General features: G+C 56.7%; 22 protein-coding genes and 1 tRNA gene. 13 read left to right on the top strand and 10 right to left on the bottom strand.

Annotated features, from left to right (window positions below):
• Positions 1-31: 31 nt before the first annotated feature.
• A complete protein-coding gene (gene exbB, locus NWV12_RS18610; protein ID WP_023333405.1) occupies positions 32-763 on the top strand; it encodes a tol-pal system-associated acyl-CoA thioesterase in 732 nt (243 codons plus the stop codon).
• Positions 764-767: 4 nt separating this feature from the next.
• On the top strand, positions 768-1,193 hold the full coding sequence (gene exbD, locus NWV12_RS18605) for a TonB system transport protein ExbD (RefSeq protein ID WP_023309173.1): 426 nt from the start codon (positions 768-770) through the stop codon (positions 1,191-1,193).
• Positions 1,194-1,235: 42 nt separating this feature from the next.
• On the opposite strand, the gene NWV12_RS18600 is transcribed toward exbD, so the two are convergent.
• Together NWV12_RS18600 and NWV12_RS18595 are read right to left on the bottom strand one after the other, a co-directional pair.
• Positions 1,236-1,685, bottom strand: a complete 450-nt coding sequence (locus NWV12_RS18600) for a hypothetical protein (protein WP_032659963.1) — start codon at positions 1,683-1,685, stop codon at positions 1,236-1,238.
• Position 1,686: 1 nt separating this feature from the next.
• A complete protein-coding gene (locus NWV12_RS18595) occupies positions 1,687-2,091 on the bottom strand; it encodes a hypothetical protein (protein WP_023309171.1) in 405 nt (134 codons plus the stop codon).
• 103 nt (positions 2,092-2,194) lie between these two features.
• On the opposite strand from NWV12_RS18595, the gene NWV12_RS18590 reads away from it, so the two are divergent.
• The 4 genes from NWV12_RS18590 to NWV12_RS18575 all read left to right on the top strand — a co-directional run bounded on the left by NWV12_RS18590 (position 2,195) and on the right by NWV12_RS18575 (position 5,542).
• A complete protein-coding gene (locus tag NWV12_RS18590) occupies positions 2,195-2,698 on the top strand; it encodes an ESA_00282 family adhesion-associated protein (RefSeq protein ID WP_023309170.1) in 504 nt (167 codons plus the stop codon).
• Between the two features lie 81 nt (positions 2,699-2,779).
• Positions 2,780-3,268 (top strand): TIGR00645 family protein, encoded by a 489-nt coding sequence (locus tag NWV12_RS18585; protein WP_023309169.1) that lies wholly within the window; start codon positions 2,780-2,782, stop codon positions 3,266-3,268.
• A gap of 345 nt (positions 3,269-3,613) precedes the next feature.
• Complete coding sequence (locus tag NWV12_RS18580; protein ID WP_048979106.1) at positions 3,614-5,161, top strand: methyl-accepting chemotaxis protein; 1,548 nt, start codon at positions 3,614-3,616, stop codon at positions 5,159-5,161.
• 126 nt (positions 5,162-5,287) lie between these two features.
• Positions 5,288-5,542: a hypothetical protein gene (locus NWV12_RS18575; RefSeq protein WP_045888190.1), complete on the top strand. Its 255-nt coding sequence runs from the start codon at positions 5,288-5,290 to the stop codon at positions 5,540-5,542.
• Between the two features lie 107 nt (positions 5,543-5,649).
• Here the strand turns inward: NWV12_RS18575 and NWV12_RS18570 are convergent, their stop codons facing one another.
• Both NWV12_RS18570 and yghU read right to left on the bottom strand, forming a co-directional pair.
• Positions 5,650-5,982, bottom strand: a complete 333-nt coding sequence (locus NWV12_RS18570) for a hypothetical protein (RefSeq protein WP_029740720.1) — start codon at positions 5,980-5,982, stop codon at positions 5,650-5,652.
• A gap of 160 nt (positions 5,983-6,142) precedes the next feature.
• A complete protein-coding gene (gene yghU, locus NWV12_RS18565) occupies positions 6,143-7,009 on the bottom strand; it encodes a glutathione-dependent disulfide-bond oxidoreductase (RefSeq protein ID WP_048979105.1) in 867 nt (288 codons plus the stop codon).
• Between the two features lie 245 nt (positions 7,010-7,254).
• On the opposite strand from yghU, the gene NWV12_RS18560 reads away from it, so the two are divergent.
• The 6 genes from NWV12_RS18560 to gss all read left to right on the top strand — a co-directional run bounded on the left by NWV12_RS18560 (position 7,255) and on the right by gss (position 14,615).
• Positions 7,255-8,844, top strand: coding sequence for an ABC transporter substrate-binding protein (locus tag NWV12_RS18560; protein ID WP_048979104.1), 1,590 nt, complete (start codon positions 7,255-7,257; stop codon positions 8,842-8,844).
• Between the two features lie 45 nt (positions 8,845-8,889).
• Complete coding sequence (locus NWV12_RS18555; protein WP_080973628.1) at positions 8,890-9,843, top strand: ABC transporter permease; 954 nt, start codon at positions 8,890-8,892, stop codon at positions 9,841-9,843.
• Between the two features lie 5 nt (positions 9,844-9,848).
• The gene (locus NWV12_RS18550) at positions 9,849-10,694 is read left to right on the top strand and encodes an ABC transporter permease (protein WP_033146638.1); all 846 of its coding nucleotides are present in this window, start codon (positions 9,849-9,851) and stop codon (positions 10,692-10,694) included.
• On the top strand, positions 10,687-11,664 hold the full coding sequence (locus NWV12_RS18545) for an ABC transporter ATP-binding protein (RefSeq protein ID WP_039262944.1): 978 nt from the start codon (positions 10,687-10,689) through the stop codon (positions 11,662-11,664). Before NWV12_RS18550 ends, NWV12_RS18545 begins: the two co-directional genes overlap by 8 nt.
• Positions 11,661-12,638: an ABC transporter ATP-binding protein gene (locus tag NWV12_RS18540; protein WP_048979103.1), complete on the top strand. Its 978-nt coding sequence runs from the start codon at positions 11,661-11,663 to the stop codon at positions 12,636-12,638. The genes NWV12_RS18545 and NWV12_RS18540 overlap by 4 nt, the downstream gene beginning before the upstream one ends.
• A 111-nt stretch (positions 12,639-12,749) precedes the next feature.
• Positions 12,750-14,615, top strand: a complete 1,866-nt coding sequence (gene gss, locus NWV12_RS18535) for a bifunctional glutathionylspermidine amidase/synthase (protein ID WP_048979102.1) — start codon at positions 12,750-12,752, stop codon at positions 14,613-14,615.
• Positions 14,616-14,792: 177 nt separating this feature from the next.
• Here the strand turns inward: gss and pgaD are convergent, their stop codons facing one another.
• From pgaD to pgaA, 4 genes are read right to left on the bottom strand one after another with little or no spacing between them, the layout of a single operon-like run.
• Positions 14,793-15,227, bottom strand: coding sequence for a poly-beta-1,6-N-acetyl-D-glucosamine biosynthesis protein PgaD (gene pgaD / locus NWV12_RS18530; protein WP_039262947.1), 435 nt, complete (start codon positions 15,225-15,227; stop codon positions 14,793-14,795).
• Positions 15,227-16,555 carry a poly-beta-1,6-N-acetyl-D-glucosamine synthase gene (gene pgaC / locus NWV12_RS18525; protein ID WP_048979101.1) on the bottom strand — a complete coding sequence of 443 codons (1,329 nt, stop codon included), beginning with the start codon at positions 16,553-16,555 and terminating at the stop codon, positions 15,227-15,229. Before pgaC ends, pgaD begins: the two co-directional genes overlap by 1 nt.
• The gene (pgaB, locus tag NWV12_RS18520) at positions 16,548-18,485 is read right to left on the bottom strand and encodes a poly-beta-1,6-N-acetyl-D-glucosamine N-deacetylase PgaB (protein WP_048979100.1); all 1,938 of its coding nucleotides are present in this window, start codon (positions 18,483-18,485) and stop codon (positions 16,548-16,550) included. Before pgaB ends, pgaC begins: the two co-directional genes overlap by 8 nt.
• An 8-nt stretch (positions 18,486-18,493) precedes the next feature.
• Complete coding sequence (gene pgaA / locus NWV12_RS18515) at positions 18,494-20,932, bottom strand: poly-beta-1,6 N-acetyl-D-glucosamine export porin PgaA (RefSeq protein ID WP_048979099.1); 2,439 nt, start codon at positions 20,930-20,932, stop codon at positions 18,494-18,496.
• Positions 20,933-21,604: 672 nt separating this feature from the next.
• Here pgaA and NWV12_RS18510 point away from each other — a divergent pair.
• Positions 21,605-22,186 carry a helix-turn-helix domain-containing protein gene (locus NWV12_RS18510; RefSeq protein WP_048979098.1) on the top strand — a complete coding sequence of 194 codons (582 nt, stop codon included), beginning with the start codon at positions 21,605-21,607 and terminating at the stop codon, positions 22,184-22,186.
• Here NWV12_RS18510 and NWV12_RS18505 read toward each other — a convergent pair.
• Both NWV12_RS18505 and NWV12_RS18500 read right to left on the bottom strand, forming a co-directional pair.
• Positions 22,187-22,262 (bottom strand) — tRNA-Phe (locus NWV12_RS18505). It abuts the gene before it with no gap.
• A 95-nt stretch (positions 22,263-22,357) separates the two neighbouring features.
• Positions 22,358-23,074: a DUF554 domain-containing protein gene (locus NWV12_RS18500; protein ID WP_048979387.1), complete on the bottom strand. Its 717-nt coding sequence runs from the start codon at positions 23,072-23,074 to the stop codon at positions 22,358-22,360.
• Positions 23,075-23,179: the final 105 nt, after the last annotated feature.

The raw sequence follows: 23,179 nt of genomic DNA, 5'->3' as shown, positions 1-23,179 counted from the left end.
GATTTTGTGATTTGCGTCCTGGAGATACAGAGTGGGTAATAATTTGATGCAGACGGATCTCTCCGTTTGGGGCATGTATCAGCATGCTGACATCGTGGTTAAGATTGTGATGATCGGCCTGATTCTGGCGTCCGTTGTCACCTGGGCTATTTTCTTCAGCAAGAGCGCCGAGCTGCTTTCGCAGAAGCGCCGCCTTAAGCGGGAACAGCAGCAGCTGGCCGAAGCCCGCTCTCTGGATCAGGCTTCAGATATGACCTCATCCTTCCACGCCAAAAGCCTGACCACCCTGTTAGTGAATGAAGCACAGAACGAGCTGGAACTCTCCGCTGGCAGTGAAGATAACGAAGGCATCAAAGAACGTACCGGTTTCCGCCTGGAGCGTCGCGTTGCGGCCGTTGGCCGACACATGGGACGCGGCAATGGTTATCTGGCGACCATCGGCGCGATCTCACCGTTCATCGGTCTTTTCGGAACGGTCTGGGGCATCATGAACAGCTTTATCGGTATCGCGCAGACCCAAACCACCAACCTGGCGGTCGTGGCGCCGGGTATCGCTGAAGCGCTGCTGGCGACGGCAATCGGTCTGGTTGCCGCTATTCCGGCGGTGGTCATCTACAACATCTTCGCACGCATGATTGGCAGCTACAAAGCCACGCTGGGTGACGTTGCCGCGCAGGTTCTGCTGCTGCAAAGTCGCGATCTCGACCTGAACGCCAGCTCGGTTAAGCCGGTGCACGCGGCGTCTAAACTGCGCGCAGGTTAAGAGTATGGCGATGCGTCTAAACGAAAATCTGGACGATAACGGCGAAATGCATGAAATCAACGTGACGCCGTTTATCGACGTCATGCTGGTTCTGCTGATTATCTTCATGGTGGCCGCGCCGCTGGCGACGGTGGATGTGAAGGTGAATCTGCCCGCCTCTTCCAGCCAGCCCCAGCCGCGCCCGGAGAAGCCTATCTACCTGTCGGTGAAAGCGGATAAATCCATGTTCCTCGGGAACGACCCGGTGACGGCCGACTCTGTCATCCCGGCGCTGGAGCAGCTTACGGGCGGTAAGAAAGACACCACGGTCTTCTTCCGCGCGGATAAAACCGTTGATTATGAAACCATGATGAAGGTAATGGACACGCTGCATCAGGCGGGTTACCTGAAGATTGGACTGGTCGGCGAAGAGAAAGCGGCCTCGAAGTGATAAAGAAGCTGGCGAAAGCCGGCTTTTTTTATGCCTGTCGGTTTATGCGTTTTTATTATCCGTCGGTGCGGTAGAAGGGGTTGCCAGCGCGTCCTCATCAAGCGCCACGCAGGTGACGTTTGAGGTACGGTACTCACCGTCTGACAGCTTGCGCGTCAGACGCAGGGTGGCGATTTCTCTGGCAAGCAGATACTGATAATTGGCCTCAAGACGTCCCAGAAGCTTCTCTTTCAGCTCGGGACGCTGCTCTATGATGGCGTTCATCACGGCACCGTAAATCTCTTCTTTGACCTGTAGCGGATAAATTTCACGGCGATTCTGCCATTTCAGACGAACCAGCGTCGCCGGGATCGATACCAGGTCTTGCGTAATACGCGTCATCTCGTCATTTTTTGTGTTTCTTAGCGCGTCGAGATTTTGCTTTAAGATAAATTCATCACTTTTTTTATCATCTAAAGTCAAATAAACGTCGTTGTTTTTAACTTCTTTCACGTTAATCTTCCCCCAGGCTATAAAAGATTGGGTTGTTTTTTTCGCGCGTAATTAAATTAAGCCAAATTTCATTGCCCGCTTCATTAATTTCTTCGGTTTTTTCAGCCATTATTTGACTTAGTTTCTGGGCATCTATTTCACCCTCGGCCTGCAGGTCATTCAGCAGGTGGACAAAGGCTTCAATTTTTATGGCGCGAAATAAGCGGTCTTTTATATGGCGATCGTGCTCTTCCAGCAACATATTTCGGGATTTGCCAGTTCGGGAAACACCAATTAATATATCGGGCTCGAAATCAGAGAGCTTTCTTTTCCCCTGAGTGAAACTGGCCTCTTTTTCTGCTTCCGTCGGTTGCTGTTCCACAGGCGTAATGTGGTACTTAGCCGGGACGAGATAGTCGGGCAGCATTTTTAATTTCCTTTATTTTCAACAGGGTGGGGTTGGTAAAGGCGTGAGATTCGTTGACAATATCATGAGGCAAATTTAAAATCAAAAAAAATGGAGCCTACCCATGAACAGCATCTTTTTTACGGTCATCACATTACTATTACTGACCGCTGGTGTGCTTTTATTGATGCAGGAGTTCAATAAAACGAAAGTGTCGAAAGACACCAGTGAACCCCCGCAACCTGAACTTATGACAAAAGAGGAAGGGGAAGACCATTTCTCTGTATTGATGAACTCCGTTACGCCTGTCTGGTACTGGCGGGTGAACCACGAATATATCGACTTTTTACACGCGACAATTAAGCGCATGAAAATGTCGGAAATTAATGACACGCCTGGACTGTTTGAGGCGCAGCGTCGCTGTAGCGATCTGAATTCAGCAGTCTATAAATATTATGACAATATTAAAAAGCGCTGTCTTAACGGCGAGAAGGTCTCTTATTCCGATCTGGACGTATTAAATTTGCGTCAGTGTTTTCGCGAGTTCAGCCTGGAAGCCTATCCTGAACTGGTGGCGCTTGTCTGGCCGGAGTACGCACGTCCCGAAGTTAACCCAGACAACGTCTGAGTGACGTACCGTTGAGTTATTGCAAACAGCCAGCGCCGTTGAGATATACTGGGCGCTGGTTTCTTTTGCAAACAGGACTCTATGGAACGCTTTTTTGAAAATGCCATGTACGCCTCCCGCTGGATACTGGCTCCCGTCTATTTTGGCCTCTCGCTGGCACTTATCGCACTGACGATTAAGTTCTTTCAGGAAATCTGGCATGTTCTGCCGAACATTTTTTCTATTGCCGAAGCGGATTTGATTCTGGTTCTGCTGTCGCTGGTGGACATGACCCTGGTGGGCGGGCTGCTGGTGATGGTGATGTTCTCCGGCTACGAGAATTTTGTCTCCCAGCTCGATATCGACGAGCGTAAAGAGAAGCTCAGCTGGCTGGGCAAAATGGATGCTTCGTCGCTGAAGAATAAAGTGGCCGCGTCGATTGTGGCGATCTCCTCTATCCACCTGTTGCGCGTGTTTATGGACGCGAAGAACGTGCCGGATAACAAACTGATGTGGTACGTCATCATCCACCTGACGTTTGTGCTGTCTGCGTTTGTGATGGGGTATCTGGATAAGATCAGTAAGAAATAAAGTACACCTTACCCCTCACCCTAACCCTCTCCCCAAAGGGGCGAGGGGACCGCTCGGTGCGGCCTTTCTCCCTCTCCCTGTGGGAGAGGGCCGGGGTGAGGGCATCAGACCGCACTATTTATCCGACGACGCCTGCCACAGATTCAAAGCGCTTTCCCACTCTGCACTTATCACATCACAAATTGCATCACTAAGCGCGGGCCTAATGATTAACGGCAGCTGTGTGACCAGTGAAGCCACGCTAATTAAAAATGATCACAAAACGTTATAATTTCCCTCTTTCCTGCCGATAACGAGAGTAGTACTCGCCTCTGGGCGAACTCACCCTCACGGCAAGGAAGACTTATGAATATGCTCCGTAATTTCACGATCCGTTTCGTCATGCTGACGATTCTCGGGATCTTTTGTTTAATGTGGGCGGGCGTTGGGTTGTACAGCACCTGGTCCCTTTCTCGCGTATCGGATGGCAATGAAGTCGATCGCCAGCTGGTTAAACAGATGACGGTACTCAGCCAGGGTAACGATCAATATTTCCGCTTTGTGACCCGTTTGAGCCGTGCGATGGAAGTCAAAGCCGCAGGCGGCACGCCGGATCTGTCCTCTGCCCAACAGGCGCTGGATAACATGGGCAAGAAACTGGCCGAGATGAAAGCGATCTCCCCAGGCCCGATGGACGAGCAGGTCTCTTCCCGGGTGATCGGCTCCTGGCAGGCGCTGCTCGAACAGGGCGTTACGCCGCAAATGCAGCAGGCGAAGCAGGGGGCTCTGGAGGGGTATCGCCAGCAGGCCAACAACGTCACGCCACCGCTGAGCCGCGCGTTCGGTGCGGCCGCTGAGGCGTTCAACAATGCCGCCGCGAAGTCGCTCGACAGCACCCGCGTGGTGGTGGACGGCCTGACAAGCATGACCCGCACGGTGATTATCGTCGCCACGATTATCGGCCTGCTGATCCTGCTCTTCACCGACCGTTACCTGGTGGCGATGCTGGTCAAACCGCTGGCTCGCATTCGCCAGCAGTTCCGCCAGATTGCCCAGGGCGATCTCAGCCAGCCCATTGAGCCGTTCGGCCGCAACTGCGTGGGGCAGCTGGTGCCGCTGCTGAGCGCGATGCAGGACAGCCTGCGCGAAGCGGTCAGCACGATTCGCTCCGGCAGTGAAAATATCTGGCGCGGCGCGACAGAAATCTCCAGCGGTAACAACGATCTCTCTTCCCGTACCGAAGAGCAGGCGGCTGCGCTGGAAGAGACGGCAGCCAGCATGGAACAGCTGACCGCCACGGTGAAACTGAACGCGGAAAGCGCGCGTCAGGCCAGCCAGCTGGCCGATGTCGCCTCAACTACCGCCAGCCGCGGCGGCTCGCTGGTGGAAGAGGTGGTGACCACCATGAGCGGTATTTCGGAAAGCTCGAAGAAAATTGCTGAAATCACCAACGTGATCAACAGCATTGCCTTCCAGACCAATATTCTGGCACTCAATGCGGCGGTTGAAGCGGCGCGCGCGGGTGAACAGGGGCGTGGTTTTGCCGTGGTGGCAGGTGAAGTCCGTAACCTGGCAAGCCGCAGCGCCAACGCGGCTAAAGAGATTGAGGGGCTGATTACCGATTCCGTTTCCCGCGTAGAGCAGGGGGCGCAGCTGGTGAGCGACACCGGCACCACCATGGATGCGATTTTGCGCGACGTGACGGAAGTGACGACCATCATGAAGCAAATCGCTTCCGCCTCTGAGGAGCAAAGCAAGGGTATTTCGCAGGTCGGGATTGCCATTACCCAGATGGACGGCGTGACCCAGCAAAATGCCTCGCTGGTTGAAGAGGTTTCTGCGGCAGCGGCGGCGCTGGAGCGCCAGACCGAAGATCTTCAGCGCTCGGTGCAGAAGTTCCGCCTGACGGCATAACGCAACCTATAAGGCCGCCTTGTGCGGCCTTATATTATTAACGCCTTCCCCATTCAGCCCCTTCTGAAACTGCTATTCTTTTGCTAACCCCCTGACGTTCTGGGCTCTCTTCTCCGAGGTGTTGCTATGAACAGATCGTTATCTGTCGTTCCCGTCCTTTCTTGCATTCTTCTGATGCTGTTCTCGGTTTCTGCCAGTGCGACCCAGCAGGCGCAGGAGCGACGCGTGGCGCGTGATGTCAGGCAGGAAACCCGCGACGCGTCGCGGCAGGTGAAGCAAACCTGCGTGGCGAACAATAACCAGAGTAATCACGACTGCCGTCAGGACAAGCGTCAGATGAAACAGTCCGGAAGACAAAAAGCGCGGGACATTAAGTATTAATGCGGTTAACGGAAACTATCCAGGGATGAGACACGAACAATAAACGAAAAGCATCATCGGGGATGTGATTCATGCCGGGCAAACGCAGCGCTGCCCGGCTGTATTTATCAGTGCGTCGCTTCACCAATCAGCGCGCCCGTGCCCGCACCAACGGCTGCACCTTTCAGCACGCTCTTGCCGGTAACCGCCGCGGCACCTGCGCCTACGGCAGCACCTACCGCGCCGCCCTTACGCGCGGCTTTACCTTTGCCGCCGTTTTTGAACATGGCACCTGTGCCTGCGCCCACGACGGCGCCGCCAACGGTCGATTTCAGATCTTTGCCCGTGGCCGCACCAATGGCCGCGCCTGCTACCGCGCCAGCGGCGGTTTTGTCGATAGCCATTCCCGAGGTGGAAAAAATGAGGGCGCTGATAACCAGCGTTGTTTTAATAAGTTTCATAACAGATCCTTTGTGACTGCTGTCGGTTGAGACGTCATTTCTCACTCTCTGACGCGAGAAAAACGTCCAGATAGTGCCAGCAATACCGGCTCAACCTTTAAGCTAATCATGCCCTGGGCTGGGATCTCAGTTGCCGGGCGGGGACCCGCCCGGCTGAACATTACGCCTGACGCTTATCTTCCGTATTGGTATCGAAGTCGCTCGCCGCGTGGCGTTCGTGGAGCTGCTCGTTCAGCTCGCCGCTGGTGCGGTTAACGATACGGCCGCGCTTAACGGCATGGCGATTCGCCACGTCTTTCGCCCAGCGCTGCACGTTTGTGTACTTCTCTGCATCGAGGAACTCGGCGGCGTTATAGACGCTGCCCAGCGCCACGCAGCCGAACCACGGCCAGATGGCGATATCCGCGATGGTGTACTCTTCACCCGCCACGTAGCGACCGCGCGCCAGCTGTTTATCCAGCACGTCGAACAGGCGCTTGGCTTCCATGGTGAAGCGGTCAATCGCGTATTCAATTTTTACCGGCGCGTAGTTGTAGAAGTGGCCAAAGCCGCCGCCGAGGAACGGCGCTGCGCCCTGCAGCCAGAACAGCCAGTTCAGGGTCTCGGTGCGTCCCGCCGGATCTTTCGGCAGGAAGTGACCGAACTTCTCTGCCAGGTAGAGCAGGATATTGCCGGATTCAAATACGCGCGTTGGCGGGTTCGTGGAGTGGTCACGCAGCGCCGGTATTTTCGAGTTCGGGTTCATCTCAACAAACCCGCTGGAGAACTGATCGCCTTCGCCGATGCGGATCAACCATGCGTCGTACTCCGCGCCCGTCACGCCCAGCGCCAGCAGCTCTTCGAGCATGATCGTCACTTTCTGGCCGTTCGGTGTTCCGAGAGAGTAAAGCTGCAGCGGGTGGGAGCCCACGGGCAGATCTTTCTCATGGGTCGCGCCGGAAATCGGGCGGTTGATGTTGGCGAACGCGCCGCCGCCGTTCTTTTTCCATTCCCATACTTTTGGTGGCTGATACGTGTTGTCTGACATGTTGGCCTGCCTTTTGAGTGATGTGTTGAGGCAGTGTAGCAGGAGATTTGTGAAGCGTTTAACGAACTGAGCGTAATCGATCTGCCGCTATTCCTTCCGGCGCTTATATATATCAAATCCGGCATAAGCTTAATCGAAAATCGCATTTTCATAATTAATGCGTAAACCGATAAAGCTGAATATGATGCTTCAACATAAATAAAAGATGCAGTAATAAACACTTTATAAGGCAAGGAGTTAGTGAGATGCGCAAGCTTCTGTTATCGGCAGTGGTCGTTTCGCTCGCGTTAGGCCTGGCGGGCTGTGATGATGCGAAAAATAAAGAGACAAATACGCCCTCAGCGGCAAAAAACGACGCGCCAAAAGAGGGCGGTTCGCTAATTATTGGAATTACCTCCGGCGACCCGTTAGCCGTTAATCCGCTCTATGCCAGTGACCGTACGACGTTAACGATCATGCAGGCGCTCTATGCCCCGCTGTACAGCTTTAATAACGGCAACATTGAGTGGGGCCTGGCGGAAAGCCTGACGCCTTCCGCCGACAACCTGAGCTATACCCTGACGCTAAAACCCAACCTCAAATGGCAGGACGGCCAGCCGCTGACGGCGGACGACGTGGTCTTCACCTTCAATAAGCTGCTGGATGCCAAACAGCACAGCTTCTTCCGCAGCATGTTCACCTACGGCGACAAGCCGGTACAGGTGAGCAAGGTGGATGAGCGCACCGTCAAGTTCACCCTACCGCAGGTCAGCGCGGCCTTTACCGGCACCCTGGTACAAATCTACCCGATTCCGCAGCACGTGTTCGCCGGTGAAGGCGACCTGGAAAAGAGCAGCAAAAACGATGCGCCGGTCGGCTCCGGGCCGTTCAAATTTAAAGAGTACCGCGCCGGGCAGTATTACGCCCTGACCCGTTTTGACGATTACTGGAACGGCAAAGCGAAGCTTGATTCGGTCACCTACCGTTTCGCCAAAGACAGCAACGCCGCCAACCTTGCGCTGCAAAACGGGGAAATCAATCTCAAGATGGTTGACCCGCAGGACGTGAACCGCCTGAAAAATACCAGTAAGTTTGACTTCGTGGTCTATCCGGAAGGCCGTCTGGCCTATATGACGTTCAACCAGAACGTGCCGGTGATGAAGAGCAAAGCGCTGCGCCAGGCCATCGCGTATGCCATCAACAAAGACGAGCTCACCCAGACCGCGTTTACCTCGCTGGACTACGCTAAACCGGCGACCTCGTTCCTGACGCCAGATACGCTTTACAAGACGGATGACGTCGAACAGTACAAGTTCGATCTACAAAAAGCCAAAGAGCTGCTGAAGACGTCCGGCGCGCCGGACAACCTCAAGCTGCGCCTGGCGTATGTGAACACCAACAAAACCCAGGAGAGCATGGCGCTCTACATTCAGCAGGCGCTGAAGGGCATTGGGGTGAACGTGGAGCTGATGCCGCTGGACTCCAACGCCATGTCTCAGCGCAGCCTCGATATGAACAACACCGCGTGGGAGCTGAACTTGGGCGGCTACATCATGGGCTCCGAGCCGGACGGTTACAAATCGCTGTTCATGAGCAACGAAGCCTATAACTACGCGCACTACAAAAATCCGCAGTTTGATGCCCTGTGGGATAAAGGCGCAGTGGAAACCGACGCCGCAAAACGTGCCGATATCTACAAGCAAATTCAGCAGACCGTGGCGAACGATATGACCTACTACCCGATCGCCTATACCAATGCGACCGTCGCGGTGGACAAGCGTTTTGGCGGCACCGAGGAAGCGGAGCCGAAACCGGTCTATCTGTTCCAGGATCTGTCAAAAATCTATCAGAAATAAGTGATTGCCCCGGCCGTCAGGTCGGGGCTTTTGAAAGGGCACGTCGTGAACACACTCCTCACGCGTCGGCTGCTGCAGCTGCTGCCGATGCTGTTTTTTATTTCACTGGTGGCGTTTCTGCTGGTCAAGCTCGCGCCTGGCGATCCGGTGGCGGCGTACATTACGCCGCGTATGGCCCCGGAGGATATCGAACGTATTCGCCAGAGCCTGGGGCTGGATAAGCCCCTGGTCACGCAGTACGTCCTGTGGCTGAAAAACGTCCTGCAGGGCGATCTCGGCTATTCGCTGATTTATCACCGCCCGGTGCTGGAGATGATCGGCGAACGCATACCGGCCACGCTGGGGCTGATGGGCGCGTCGCTGCTGATGGCGATCGTGCTGGCGATCCCGCTGGGCCTGCTGGCCGGGGCATTTAAGCACCGCTGGCTGGATCATCTGCTCAATATATTCGCCTATATCGGCATTTCTGTTCCGATATTCTGGTTCGGCATCTTGCTCATCACCGTTTTTGCCGTGCAGCTTAACTGGTTCCCCAGCATGGGGATGCGCACCATCGGCATGGAGGATAACGGGCTGGATCTGCTGCGTCACGGCGTGCTGCCGTGTATTGCCCTCACGTTCTACAACCTCTCCAGCTACGTGCGCTACATCCGCTCCAACACCATCTCGCAGCTCTCGGCCGACTACGTGCAAACCCAGCTTGCCTACGGCGCGACGCGTTCCAGTATTCTGTTTCGGCACGTTCTGAAAAACGTGCTGCTGCCGGTGATTACCCTGTTCGGCCTGTCGTTCGGTGAGCTGATTGTGGGGGCCTATGTGACGGAAAGCGTCTTCTCCTGGCCGGGGATGGGGCTGCTCGGGATCCAGTCGATCGCCTCGCTGGATTACCCCCTGATTATGGCGATCATCATGCTCTCGTCGATGATGCTGATCGTCGGTAACCTGATCGCCGACGTGCTTTATCGCTTCGCCGATCCCCGCATTCGTACGCTGAGGTAACCCGGATGAGCAGACGCTGGCAGCAGGTTCGTCACCAGCTGCGCCGCAACCGTCCGGCGCAGTTCTCTCTGTTTGTGCTTTTTATTTTCGTCGTCGCCGCGCTCTGTGCGGGGTTAAGCCCGTACGATCCGGATCGGATGTCGCTCGGCGCGCGCACGTTGCCGCCGGATGCCGCGCACTGGTTCGGCACCGACGAATACGGCCGCGACTACTTCACCCGCGCGCTGTATGGCGGCCAGATCTCCCTGATGGTCGGTTTTCTGGCGATGCTCTTTTCCACGCTTATCGGCACGGTGGTGGGAACGGTGAGCGGCTATTTTGGCGGCTGGCTGGATAACCTGATGATGCGCGCCGTGGATATCCTGATGGCCATTCCGGCCTTCTTCCTGCTGCTGGTGGTGAATGCTTACCTCAAGCCGGGCGTGGATAACATCATTCTGATTATCAGCCTGCTGACGTGGATGAACATGTCGCGTCTGGTGCGTGCTGAAACCCTGTCGGTGAAAGAGCGCGAGTACGTGCTTTATGCCCGCGCGTCGGGAGAGCATCCGCTGCGCATCATCGTGCGCCACATTATTCCCGGCGTGCTGCCGACCATTATCGTGGCGGCCACGCTCAATATCGCCTCGGCCATTCTGATGGAGTCAACGCTCAGCTTCTTAGGGCTGGGCGTGCAGGCGCCCGCGGCGTCGTGGGGAAGTATGCTTAACAACGCCCAGTCTTATATTGGCGAAGCGTCGTGGCTGGCGATGTTCCCCGGCATTCTGATCCTGCTGACGGTGTTCAGCTTTAACGTGCTGGGCGATGTGTTCCGTACCGCCTTTGAGCCGGGAGCGAATCGCGATGAGTAACTTATTAGCGCTTGAGAACCTGCAAACCACGTTCCGCACCCGGGAGGGCGAGGTTCACGCGGTGCGCGGCGTGAGCTTTCAGGTTCAGCCGGGGGAACTCGTCGGCATCGTCGGCGAGTCGGGCTGCGGGAAAAGCGTCACCTGCAAGTCGATTATCCAGCTTCTGGGGAGCAACGGACGGATAACCGGCGGCAGCATCCGCTTCCAGAATGAGGATCTGGCGCAGAAAACGCCCGCGCAGATGCGCGCCATCCGCGGCAACGAGATCGCGATGATTTTTCAGGATCCGATGACCGCCCTGAATCCGGTGCTGACCATCGGCAAGCAGATGGCTGAGATCCTGATGCGCAACAAAGGACTCAGCAAAAAAGCGGCCAAAGCGGCGGCCATCGCCATGCTGGAACAGGTAGGCATTGCCGGGGCGGAACGGCGATACGACCAGTATCCCCACGAGTTCAGCGGCGGGATGCGCCAGCGGGTGATGATCGCCATTGCGCTCTCCTGCAACCCTAAGCTGCTGATCGCCGATGAACCGACCACCGCGCTGGACGTGACCATTCAGGCGCAGATCCTGCGCCTGCTGAAAAGTCTGCAACAGCAGACCCGGACCGCGATTTTGCTGATCACTCACGATCTCGGCGTGGTGGCGCAGGTCTGCAGCCGCGTGGTGGTGATGTACGGCGGGCTGGTAATGGAGGAGGGGAGCGTGGAGGACATTTTTTATCGCCCTGCGCATCCTTACACCCAGGGGCTGCTGGCCTCGCTGCCGCGCCCGGATGAGGTGAATCAGCGTTTATCGCCCATTGAAGGTTCACCGCCCGGCCTGCTTAACCCGCCGCCGGGCTGTCCGTTCGCGGAACGCTGCCCGAAGCGCATGCCCCAGTGTGAAAGACAGCCCGCCTTTTACGCCGCCGGAGAGGGCCATCGCGCCGCCTGCTGGCTATGGGCCGACAAGGAGATTCAGGCATGAATGAAAAACAGGCGCCATTAGTGAGCGTGCGCGATCTGCGCAAGCACTATCCGCTCAACGGCGGTTTGCTGCGTAAAGGCGTGGCCGTGAAGGCGGTTGACGGCGTGAGTTTTGATATCCAGCCCGGCGAGACGTTTGGCCTTGTGGGGGAGTCCGGCTGCGGAAAATCTACCCTCGGGCGCGCCATCCTGCGTCTTTTCGATATCACCTCGGGCGAGATCCACTTTGCCGGGCAGGCGATCGCCCGCGCCCGTGAAAAAGACCTCAAGCCGCTGCGTAAGCGGATGCAGGCGATTTTTCAGGATCCTTACTCCTCGCTCAACCCCGGTATGACGGTGCGACAGCTGGTGGCCGAGCCGATGCAGATCCACGGCTACAGCCGCGAAGAACAGCGGGAACGCACTGAAATGCTGCTCTACAAAGTGGGGCTGAAGCACGAGCACCTTGAACGATTCCCGCATGAGTTCAGCGGCGGGCAGCGTCAGCGCATCAGTATTGCCCGCGCGTTGTCCGTGCATCCTGAATTCGTGCTGTGCGATGAGCCGCTCTCGGCGCTGGACGTCTCGGTGCAGGCGCAGGTGGTGAATATTTTGCAGGATCTGCAGCAGGAGCTGGGACTAACCTATCTGTTCATCGCCCACGATCTCTCCATGGTGCGGCATATCTCCAGCCGCATTGGGGTGATGTATCTCGGCAAACTGGTGGAGGTTGCTCCGGCGAATGAACTGTATCAACGTCCGGCGCACCCTTACACCCGCGCGCTGCTGGCGGCGGTTCCCCAGCCCGATCCGCGCATCCGCAACCTCGAAGACGCCACCCTGCGCGGCGACATTCCAGGCCCCACGTCCGCGCTGCCGGGCTGTAAGTTCTGCAGCCGCTGCCCGCACGCCATGCCGGTGTGCCAGACGCAGGAGCCTGCCATGCAGGAGATCGCGCCAGGGCATTTCGCGGCATGCTGGCTGTTTAACATGTAATTAATGCGCCGCGCAGGTGTATGATAAATGTCCCTCTGTCAGGTTAATTACAACGTGCAGACGACGACAACCCTTAAAAAAATTGCCGCCTGCCTGTTTTAGGTTGGATACATGCGTAAAGGAAAGTTAAGCAGTGATGCGCCATTCGGGACATTGTTAGGCTATGCGCCCGGTGGCGTGGCGATTTACTCTTCAAATTACGGCAGTCTGGACCCGCGAAAATACCCGGAAGACGCGGATTTTCGCAGCTATATCGGCAACGAATACATGGGCCACAAGTGGCAATGCGTTGAGTTTGCCCGCCGTTTCCTGTTTCTCAACTATGGCTTCGTGTTTACCGACGTCGGCATGGCGTGGGAAATCTTCTCCCTGCGCTTTTTGCGCCAGGTGGTGAACGATAACATTCTGCCTCTTCAGGCTTTTGCCAACGGCTCAAAACGCGCGCCGCGCGCCGGGGCGCTGCTGATCTGGCAAAAGGGCGGCGAGTTTCACGAGACCGGCCACGTGGCGGTGATCACCCAGCTTCTCGACGATAGGGTGCGAATTGCGGAGCAGAACGTGATTCACTCCCCGCTGCCGCTCGGGCAGCAGTGGACGCGCGAGCTGCGTCTGAGCGTGGAGAACGGGTGTTACACGATCCATGACACCTTCAATGACACGGAGATTCTCGGCTGGATGATCCAGACCGACGACACGGAATACAGCATTCCCCAGCCGGAAATCGACGGCGAACTGCTGAAAATCAGCGGCGCGCGGCTGAAAAACAAGCGTCAGTTCGACGGAAAATGGCTTAACGAAAATGACGCGCTGCAGCAGGCGTATATCCGCGCCAACGGCCATGTGATCAACAAAGATCCCTGCCAGTACTTCACCATTACCGAAAGCGCCGAGCAGGAGCTGATCAAGGCCACCAACGAACTGCACCTGATGTACCTGCACGCGACGGACAAGGTGCTGAAAGACGACAGCCTGCTGGCGCTTTTCGACATCCCGAAAATCCTCTGGCCGCGCCTGCGCCTCTCCTGGCAGTGGCGTCGCCACCATATGATCACCGGTCGTATGGATTTCTGCATGGATGAGCGCGGCATTAAGGTCTACGAGTACAACGCCGACTCCGCGTCCTGCCATACCGAGGGCGGGCTGATTCTCGAAGAGTGGGTGAAAAACGGCTATCGCGGCAACGGGCATAACCCGGCGGAAGGGCTGCTGGAAGAGCTGACCGGCGCGTGGAAGCACAGCCACGCGCGGCCGTTCGTCCACATCATGCAGGACAACGATGTCGAAGAGGACTATCACGCGCTCTTTATTCAGCGTTCGCTGATGCAGGCCGGGTTCGAGACCAAAATTCTGCACGGGCTGGAGGCGCTCAGCTGGGATGCCGCCGGACAGCTGATTGACGACGAAGGTCGCCACGTCAACTGCGTGTGGAAAACCTGGGCGTGGGAAACGGCGATAGAGCAGATCCGCGAGGTAAGCGAAACCGAATACGCCGCCGTGCCGATCCGCACCGGACATCCCGAGGGCGAGGTGCGCCTGATTGACGTCCTGCTGCGCCCGGAGGTGCTGGTCTTCGAACCGCTGTGGACCGTTATTCCCGGCAACAAGGCGATTCTCCCGGTCCTGTGGCAGCTGTTCCCGAATCACCGTTATCTGCTCGACACCGATTTTGAGGTTAACGATCTGCTGAAGCAGACCGGCTATGCCGTCAAGCCGATTGCCGGACGCTGCGGCAGCAATATCGATCTCATCAGCGCCCAGGACGAACTGCTGGATAAATCCAGCGGCAAGTTTGTTGACCGCAAAAACATCTACCAGCAGCTGTGGTGCCTGCCGAAGGTCGACGGCAAGTACATACAGGTCTGCACCTTCACCGTGGGCGGGAACTACGGCGGAACCTGTCTGCGCGGCGATGACTCGCTGGTGGTGAAGAAAGAGAGCGATATCGAGCCGCTGATTGTGGTGAAGGACTCGCTATAAAAACCTCCCCGCAGGGTTGAGGGTTGCCTACAAAATAATGCCTGCACGGACGGCCCCCTCTCCCTTGAGGGAGAGGGCTGGGGTGAGGGGGAATATACGGCTCAGGTCACGTTATGTTCCTTGCTACAAAATACTGTGGATCCCTCAACCCGCAGCGTCTCCTGCGGGGGCTTTTCGCTACTGTTCTTCCTCTTCCTGCTGCTCGTTGATCTTCAGATCGATGATGCGGCCAATCTGATCGTGGTACACCGTCAGCAGGTTGTACTGGCTCATCTCGGAGATGATCTGCGGTGAGACGTTAAAGCTGCGGGCCAGCTCCTCCTGGTGAAAATAGCCCGGCTGGCGCCGTCTCACGTGGGCGCGACGGCGGTTGTACTGATACCACAAAATCAGCAGCCAGCCGTTGAGCGCGGCAAACAGCAGGTAGATCAACACCGTATTAAAGGACGCGATAATCACGCTCCAGCGGTGGTCGCTCTCATCGGTTAGCTGCATCCACAGACGGGCATACAGGAAAAACAGAAATCCTCCCCACGCCACCAGCGTTAGCGCGGCATCAAAAAGACGCGGCAAGAGCCGATGCTCGGTCAAAATTAAGGTGTTTTCGTTCATTAAATGCTCCCTTTTCCCCGGTCCGGACTGATCCAGCGCGCGCGGGCGCGCTGGCGTTTAAGCATGACTTTTGGAAATGCGACGAGGGTGGTGAACAGGCCGATCATCCAGTACACCATCGGGAACCAGATCACCCAGAAAAGCGAGCTGGCCACTTTACGTTCATAGCGCCGCTCGATGTACAAGCTGACGAGGAACTGCAGCAGGCACATCACGCCCAGCAGCAGCCCGGTAAACTCCGGTGGAAAAAGGCTCTCCACGGTCAGCCTGGCGGGAACAGGCGCAACCTGGCTGAGGAGGAACAGCAGCACCGTCATCGCGTACGCGAAGGCCCACAGCGTTGACAGCGCGTACTCCAGAAACAGCGGCCACATGCGGTGATGCTCCCAGCGCACGATCCTGCGAAGGTTAACCAGAAACACCTCCGCGCCCCCCTGGGCCCAGCGCAGGCGCTGTTTCCACAGGCCTCTCAGCGTCTCCGGCATCAGGATCCAGCACAGCGCCCGCGGCTCAAAAAAGATATCCCAGTGGCGCAGCTGAAGCTTCCAGCTGATGTCGATGTCTTCGGTGATCATGTCCGGACTCCAGTACCCGACGTCCGCCAGCGCCTGTCGGCGAAACGCGGCGATGACGCCGGAGACGGTAAAGACCCGGCCATAGATCCGCTGCGTCCGCTTGATGAGCCCAATAATGGATGAGAACTCGCCCACCTGAATGCGGCCAATCAGCGTGGAGCGCGTGCGAATGCGCGGATTGCCGGTAACCGCGCCGACGTGGGGGTACTGAATCAGCGGGGCCACCAGATAAGCGGCGGTATCGCGATCGAGCAGGGCGTCGCCGTCAATGCAGACCAGCAGATCGCCCCGGGCCGCCGCCGCCCCGGCCTTGAGCGCCAGCGCTTTCCCCTGATTTTCTGCGAGGTTAATCACCCGCAGGCGCGGCTGTTCCTGCGCCAATTCCTGCAGCACCTGCGCGGTGTTGTCAGAAGATCCGTCGTTGATGGCAATAACTTCTATATTTTCATACCGCTGATCCAGCGCGGCGCTGATGGTCTCCCGGGCATTTCGTCCCTCGTTGAAGCAGGGGATAAGAATGGAGATGAGCGGCTCACCGGCGAGCGTCGGGGCGGACGTGTCTTTATCCCACGACCAGTGGCGTTCAAGCTGAAACCAGAAATAGAGGCCGCCGGTTATCCAGAGCACCGACATGAACAGCGGCCAGAAGAACACAAAATCCAGAATCAGTTCGCCGGTAAAGAGGGCGGCCACGCCTAACGGCAACCCGAATACCAGACATAAAATAGAGAAGGCGATAATGCGATCAGTCATTGTCAGGGTACCAGTACGAAGAAAATTCAGGCCTGATGCGCGAGATATCAGGTTGGTTGTTGAGAAAGTCGTCGGGGTAGTATCCGTAGTTTTTGACGCCGTTCAGCTGGAGCACGCGCATCCACTGCGCAAGCTGGCTGTCGGACACGGCGCGCTGCGGTTTCTGGTCCCAGTCCCTGGCCTGCAGCTCGAAAATGGTTTTATCAAGCGCGCCAGGGCGTGCGGCGACCGCGTTAACCAGACGCGTCAGCCAGGCATCGCTCTCGTCTGCCGGGATGGACTCCATCAGCGGCATGGCCATCGGCACCGTCCAGTCGTACTCCGCCAGAAAATCATCAAGATTCTGCGCGAACCACGCTTCGCTTTCGGGCTGCAGAATGGGTAAGGCGAACATATTGCGCGCGGTTTTTATCTGCGGGCCACGGATATGCTTCACCGCCAGGCTCAGGGCGTGGGTAAACCCGATGAGCGTCTGGCTTTTCTGGCGCGTGGTGTTCTGACCGGCATCGTCCACGTCCGTCAGCGCCGCATCGTCATGGAACAAAATCCCGTTGAAGCTGGCATAGCGGGCCAGATCTTCATAGATGTCCGTCACCTGCTGGCGCACCCGCGGGTCCCACGGGGAGAGCCGGATATAGGGCTCGGTGGCTTCGCGCAGCTGGCCGGTTTGACGATCCCGGCGCTGCACGCGCGGCAGGGAAGGATCGAGATCGAACGAGAGCACCGGCATCCACGCGAAGACTTTTACCCCGGCGCGGGTTTGCAGCTGCCAGGCGACAAAATTAAAGAGATCGGCCCGAACCGGCAGCCGACGGTTGGGGAAATAGAGCGCCTTGATCCTGCCGTCGCCCTGCGGGTCGGCAAACGCCTGCAGGAAAACATGGCTGATCTTCATGTCGTAAACCCGCTGGATCAGCCTGTTGATGTTTTGGGTCTGCTGGGCCGGATCGGGATCGTAAACGTAGTCGAGATCGACGTGCATGACGCGCACGGGATCGCGCTCCTGAACCTGGCTGACCGTGCTGGCAAACGCCTTGAGCGAGGGATTCCCGGCGATCAGCAGGCGGGGGATGTTGCCCAGATCCTGCACGTTCCCCAGCCCGTCCTCAAGGGTAAAGGCCAGCCGGTAACCCTGCTGTCTGGCGATAGCGAGCGACGTACCGTTGGCGGCGCCGTAGGGCCAGACCCAGGCGCGCGGCGCCTTGCCCGTCACCTGCGTGATTTTTTCAGTCACTTTGCGAACGTCATCGCCGATCCGCTGGCTGAACTGCCGATCGGTTTCATAGCGGCCCGTCGCGCTGTCATACAAGCGGTTGGCGATGGCCGGCTCGCGGCTGCCCTGCGGGTTGGCCGGAATGCCGTAATGCGAGGCCCAGGTATGCGATCCGATCTCAATCAGCGGGGATTGGCTGAGCTCGCGCACCATGTCCCACGTTGCGAAGCGCTCGCGGGGCGTCATCAGGCCGCCAAAGTTAACTTTTTGATTTGCCGGCGTATCCACCCAGCTGCCCACCGGCGCCCACAGTGCAGGAACGTTCCATGCCTGAAGCAGCGGCCAGACGCGGGTGTAAAAGCTGCTGTAGCCGTCGTCAAAGCTGAGCAGAACGGCTTTTGGCGGCAGCGTTTTTTTCCCGTCATGCGCGTCAAGAATGTCCTGCACGCTGATGGCGTGGTAGCCATTGTGCAGCAGCCAGCTTATCTGCTCGTTTAACGCGCTGGTGCGAACGGAGAGATAGCGCTGATCGGCGGCATCGTCTTCGACGTCGTGGTAGGCCAGGACCAGAAACTGGTTCTTCGGCCAGGGTTTACTCGCCTCCAGCTGCGGCCGATCTTTGGGCGCAATGAACGAGATCGCCTGCGCGCAGACGCTCGCGCTGAGGCAGAGCCAGCCGAGGAGTATCAGGCTCACGGAAAAACGTGTGTTCAGCATATTCATCCTTAAAAGCGTAAAGTCGCGTCAAACGTGACGGAGAGGTTGCTCTCGCGTTTGCCGTCGTAAGGGCGTTTATCCCAGTTCAGCATCACGCCGGTATCAATGACGTTGTTCCACTGGACGCGCTGTCCGTAACCCAGCAGGGCGATGGCGCCAGCGGATTGATTTTTCTGCCAGTAGCTGCCGCCTCCCGCCACGAACTGCTGGCTCCAGAGGGTGTCGTAATGGCGATACATTTCATGGTCAACGGCCAGGGCCGCCGTCACGGACAGATCCCGCGCCGGGTTGTAGTAGAGCGTGTCGAGCAGGCTGTTTTTACTGGCGGCGATCCCCGGCTCGAGATCCAGCGTCAGGGACGGGGTCTGCCAGAGACGCTCCTTGCCCGTGAGGGTGTATTCCTGGCGGCGGTTATGATCGGAGAAGCGGCTGAGGGCGGCGCTGAACTGGTACTCACGCCGCTCGTTTTGATACCAGCGCACCCCGCCTTCACCCCGGTTGGCGCTAATGCCGTTGCGTAACGCCCGAAGGGGCGTAGTGCGCGACAGGCGTTCCAGGCTGCCGCTGACCTGCCAGCTATCGTTCACAAAGTACGTTGTTGCGAGGCGAGCGCCCGGCTTGTTTTCGCCGTGATAGCGGTTGCTGGAAAGCTCGGCTTCGAGCTGGAGGTCGCGTGGTCGCCACTCGACGCCGCCCAAAAGGTGACGGCTGGTGCCTTTGCCTTCATCGAAATTACTCTGCGCGTAGCGGGTACCCGCAAACAGCCGCCAGCTGTCCGCTACGGGTGGGCCATAGAGCGTGGCGTCCCAGCTCAGGTCGTGCGTCCCGCTGACGGGGCTATCGGAGTGCAAACCCTTGCTCGCGTTGAGGCGCAGCTCGGACATGTGGTGGACCGTCCTGAGCCTGTCGAGACGCCTGGCGCTGCGGTCGGCAGGCGCGCGGGCAAGCACGTCGTCGGCCAGTAAATCCATCTGTCGCCACTCCTGTAGATCCATTGCGACGTAAGCCTGCTGTTGCTCTAGCTCTGTATTGGACGGCTCCAGCGCCTCCGCCTTTTTCAGCGTTTGCTCGGCCGCACGCGGCAGGCCCCGCGCCTGAAGCAGGGTGGCGTAGTCAATCTGTAATCCCTGATTGCCCGGCGCCGTTGTCGCCAGACGGTGCGCCAGCGTTTCGGCTTCCGGCAGGGCATTCGTCGCCAGCAAATAGTTAAAGCGGAGCGACTGTCCGGTAAGCCATCGATCGTTCGGCTGAGGGGTAGGGGAGCCGAAATCGTAGCGGGTCCACGGGACGTTGCGGGTCTGGCGCTCAGCATATCGGCGGGCGGATTGATAATCTCCCGTATCCAGCCAGGCGTAGAAAAGCGCGTGCTCCTCGTCCTGCGGGTCGGAAGCGTATTGCGGATAGCGTTGCAGAAGCGCGAAGGCGGCGGCCGCGTTTTTCTCCTGAAGATATGCGGAGATGACCCAGCCGATTGCCCAGCCCGGCACCGGATGCTGGTCTGCCGTAAGATCCTGATATTCGCTAATCACCCGTGGGTAATCAGCATGGGCGTATAGCGCGCCAAGCCTGTCTATACGCGCCAGAACGACGTCTTCCGCCGCCTGCGGATCTTTTTGCCAGCGGGAAAGCAGATCGTCGTAACGATTCAGCGTGGATTGCGCAAGCTGCAGGCGCTCCTTTTCTGTTCTGCCGGGCACATCGGCAAGGCGAACCCGTTCGGCGGCGGCATTACGCTCAAGACGGCGACGCTCCGCGGGAGACAGCGTCACGCTTTGTGAAAGCTGCAGCGCGGGGGTGTTCACCCGGCTATCCGTTAGCGCGTCGATTAGCTCGCTGAGGAGCGCTTTATTCTCAGGCGCGATATTCAGCGCGCGCGTGTCTGCCAGAAGCCGATCCCAGCTTTTTCCCTGGCGTAACCAGACATACGAGAGCGTCTCAAGATGTGCCTGAGAGGGATTTTCCGCTACCAGCCGTTGGGTTTCCTGCAGGGCAAGCGCGTCCATGCGGGCATCGGCCAGGGTTTTGATGTAGCCGATACGATAATCGCCGTTATCCGGCGCAAGGCTACGCGCCTCTTTCCAGCGCGCCAGGGCTGGCTGCCAGGCTTTTTTATTCCGCCAGGATTGCGCGACGGCAGCAACGCCGCGGGCGGGCAGCGGCATATAAATACCGTAACGCTGCCAGACCTGAATAACCTCGTCATCATGACCTGCCCAGGACGCAACCTGTAACCAGTCCGCAACTTGATCAGGCGTCAGGGCATGCTGCTGCTGATAACGCTGAAGATAATCGAGAAACGGCGAGTAATTACCGTTACGCGCCTGTTGAATCTGTTGCTCATAAACGGATTCAGTCGCCTGAGCCAGAACAGGAAAGAGGAATAACAGAAACAATAATGTTGGGGCGCGATAAAAGAATAACGTATTGAAGCGAAGCGATCTTTCCATATCTATTTGCCATTTGTTTATCATGAATCCATTGCATAACACGGCCGCCTTTAAACTCAGGGTTAAAGGCCATAAATGAGAACATTAAATCTGAATGCAGTGATGTTACGGGGTACTTACCAAAAGGTAATTATGGATCCTTATCTCAGTGGACTGGGTGAAAGCTAATGTACACCTGATATGTTGCCGGATAAATATGTTGAAATGGGGCTGTGTTGTTTTGAGATAATTCTGTATCGAGTGGTTTTTGGCGGTTTTATTGAAATGATTGTTTATTTGTAAATGATTGATATATTTGTATTTTATTTATATTGTGACAGCTTTGTATATATTTTTAATGTGGTTTACCTGCCTCAATTAAAGTACTTTCTGGTGCATGTTTGGGAAGTTTCATGACAAAAACTCTTAATGTTTAGAGAAGTGACTTTTCTGCGATTGTTTTTTATTTATAATTAATGGCAGCCATTGAATGATAGTCTACAGGAAGTCTTACTCATCAATGTCTGTATTGAGGGATGTCCAAAGCCAGAATACATTTATCGTTAATATAACAGCGCTATAAAACGAAGGCGGCCTTCTTTGCGAGGGATCGTGCTTGCTTTAATCTAAAAGGGATGGTTAGTGGCAACTTCAATTGTTTTAGTGACTCAGGATCGCTACCTTGTCAGAGGGATGCGGATATTTTTCCCGGATATTATCCTGCTCGACTCGATTGACAGAAACATATTTGATAACGGTGCAGATGAATATTCTGTATTGATTGATAGTCGTTCTCCGCTCCGTTTATATGATTACCTGATACGCCATCCGGCCAGAACGAAAAAAACAATCTGCTGCGTTATGCTCGATATGCGACACCGGGAGGAGAATCTGCTCAGTATGAAGTTATTTATGAACACGTCGCTGACCGCGCCGGATATGGCGTCGCTGTTTAACCTGGTGCTCAATATGAAAGGCCGGCGCCTGACCACGAAGTGGCTGCTTAATTTACGGCTTAGCACGCACGAAGCGATCATGCTGCGGTTGCTGCGGGCAGGGATGCCGATGGAAGCCATCGCCGATGAGCTGAATACGTCGGTGAAAAGTCTCTATCGCAAACGAACGGTGCTCTCGGAACGCCTGGGGGCGGAGAACTTCAACGAGGCGTGTTTGTTTATCTTTAAAAACAAACTGCTGGACGCAGGTGGGAACGATCCCTGGGGTGGGGAGAAACCAAAAGCAAAAACCCGCCACGAGGGCGGGTTCTTTAAATAGTGGTGCCCGGACTCGGAATCGAACCAAGGACACGGGGATTTTCAATCCCCTGCTCTACCGACTGAGCTATCCGGGCAACGGGGCGCATTAAACCCGATCTGCCCCGTGGCGTCAACGAAAAATGTTGTTTTCGTTACAGACTGCGCAATCTCTCACCATTTCGCCGTATCCTTAAGCAAAAAAGTGCGTCCAGAGCGCGGAGAGCGGCATGGCGAGCAGCAGTGCGGGCAGCATGTTCACCACGGCAAACATCTTAATCCCACAGATGCGCAGCCCGGTAGCCAACAGCAGCAGGCCGCCGACGGCGGTAAAGTCTGCCATCATCGCCAGCGTGGTGAGCGGGAGAATCAACGTGGCGCAGGTGGCGAGAGCCAGCTGAATAAGCAGCATCGGCACGCAAATCGCGGCAACGGCAATGCCGAGCGTGGTGGCAAAAATAGTGGCGGTGAAGAAATCAAGAAACGCTTTCGCAATCAATATGCCTGGGTCGCCCGTCATCCCTTCCTGCATTGAACCGAAAATCCCGGTGCCGCTGGCGCAAAACAGAATAATGATGGCGACGTAGTTCTGAATAAACGACTCGTGCGTACCGTGTTTCGCCTTGCCGCCCGGTCGGGCAATCAGGTTTTTGGCTTTACTCACCGCGCTGTTAATGCCTTTTTCCAGATAGCAAAATTCGCCAATCAGCGCGCCGAGCAGGGTGGCCAGCACCATCACCGGCAGGTTGGCGCATTTGATCACGAGAAGAATACCGATCCCTAACGATGCCAGGCCGAATATCGAGGGCATGGAGGTGCGAATACGCTCCGGCAACCGCTGGCTCAGCACGGCGCCGAGTACGCCGCCCAGCAATACGGCGCCTGCGTTAATAAATGGCCCGATAACCAAAGTTAACTCCTGTTATTTAATCATTGATATTGCATTATTATGGCACGGCAGGGCTGCGCGGGCCTTAGCTTTGGTTGATTTCGTGCATACTGATTCCTTCTTGCA

This window comes from Enterobacter sp. Crenshaw (genome assembly GCF_024734705.1).
Classification (GTDB): domain Bacteria; phylum Pseudomonadota; class Gammaproteobacteria; order Enterobacterales; family Enterobacteriaceae; genus Enterobacter; species Enterobacter asburiae_B.
The sequence above is the reverse complement of the archived record's forward strand: the minus strand, read 5'-3'. Positions and strand labels throughout refer to the sequence as shown.

What these genes read in the sequence shown, in the direction of transcription:
- NWV12_RS18510 (WP_048979098.1), top strand. Translation starts at nt 21,605, where the DNA reads ATGCGGATATTTTTCCCGGATATTATCCTGCTCGACTCGATTGACAGA.
- NWV12_RS18550 (WP_033146638.1), top strand. Translation starts at nt 9,849, where the DNA reads ATGAGCAGACGCTGGCAGCAGGTTCGTCACCAGCTGCGCCGCAACCGT.
- NWV12_RS18575 (WP_045888190.1), top strand. Translation starts at nt 5,288, where the DNA reads ATGAACAGATCGTTATCTGTCGTTCCCGTCCTTTCTTGCATTCTTCTG.
- pgaA (WP_048979099.1), bottom strand. Translation starts at nt 20,932, where the DNA reads ATGGAAAGATCGCTTCGCTTCAATACGTTATTCTTTTATCGCGCCCCA.
- pgaB (WP_048979100.1), bottom strand. Translation starts at nt 18,485, where the DNA reads ATGCTGAACACACGTTTTTCCGTGAGCCTGATACTCCTCGGCTGGCTC.
- yghU (WP_048979105.1), bottom strand. Translation starts at nt 7,009, where the DNA reads ATGTCAGACAACACGTATCAGCCACCAAAAGTATGGGAATGGAAAAAG.
- NWV12_RS18560 (WP_048979104.1), top strand. Translation starts at nt 7,255, where the DNA reads ATGCGCAAGCTTCTGTTATCGGCAGTGGTCGTTTCGCTCGCGTTAGGC.
- pgaD (WP_039262947.1), bottom strand. Translation starts at nt 15,227, where the DNA reads ATGAACGAAAACACCTTAATTTTGACCGAGCATCGGCTCTTGCCGCGT.
- exbD (WP_023309173.1), top strand. Translation starts at nt 768, where the DNA reads ATGGCGATGCGTCTAAACGAAAATCTGGACGATAACGGCGAAATGCAT.
- NWV12_RS18585 (WP_023309169.1), top strand. Translation starts at nt 2,780, where the DNA reads ATGGAACGCTTTTTTGAAAATGCCATGTACGCCTCCCGCTGGATACTG.
- gss (WP_048979102.1), top strand. Translation starts at nt 12,750, where the DNA reads ATGCGTAAAGGAAAGTTAAGCAGTGATGCGCCATTCGGGACATTGTTA.
- NWV12_RS18540 (WP_048979103.1), top strand. Translation starts at nt 11,661, where the DNA reads ATGAATGAAAAACAGGCGCCATTAGTGAGCGTGCGCGATCTGCGCAAG.
- pgaC (WP_048979101.1), bottom strand. Translation starts at nt 16,555, where the DNA reads ATGACTGATCGCATTATCGCCTTCTCTATTTTATGTCTGGTATTCGGG.
- NWV12_RS18590 (WP_023309170.1), top strand. Translation starts at nt 2,195, where the DNA reads ATGAACAGCATCTTTTTTACGGTCATCACATTACTATTACTGACCGCT.
- NWV12_RS18595 (WP_023309171.1), bottom strand. Translation starts at nt 2,091, where the DNA reads ATGCTGCCCGACTATCTCGTCCCGGCTAAGTACCACATTACGCCTGTG.
- NWV12_RS18545 (WP_039262944.1), top strand. Translation starts at nt 10,687, where the DNA reads ATGAGTAACTTATTAGCGCTTGAGAACCTGCAAACCACGTTCCGCACC.
- NWV12_RS18570 (WP_029740720.1), bottom strand. Translation starts at nt 5,982, where the DNA reads ATGAAACTTATTAAAACAACGCTGGTTATCAGCGCCCTCATTTTTTCC.
- NWV12_RS18580 (WP_048979106.1), top strand. Translation starts at nt 3,614, where the DNA reads ATGAATATGCTCCGTAATTTCACGATCCGTTTCGTCATGCTGACGATT.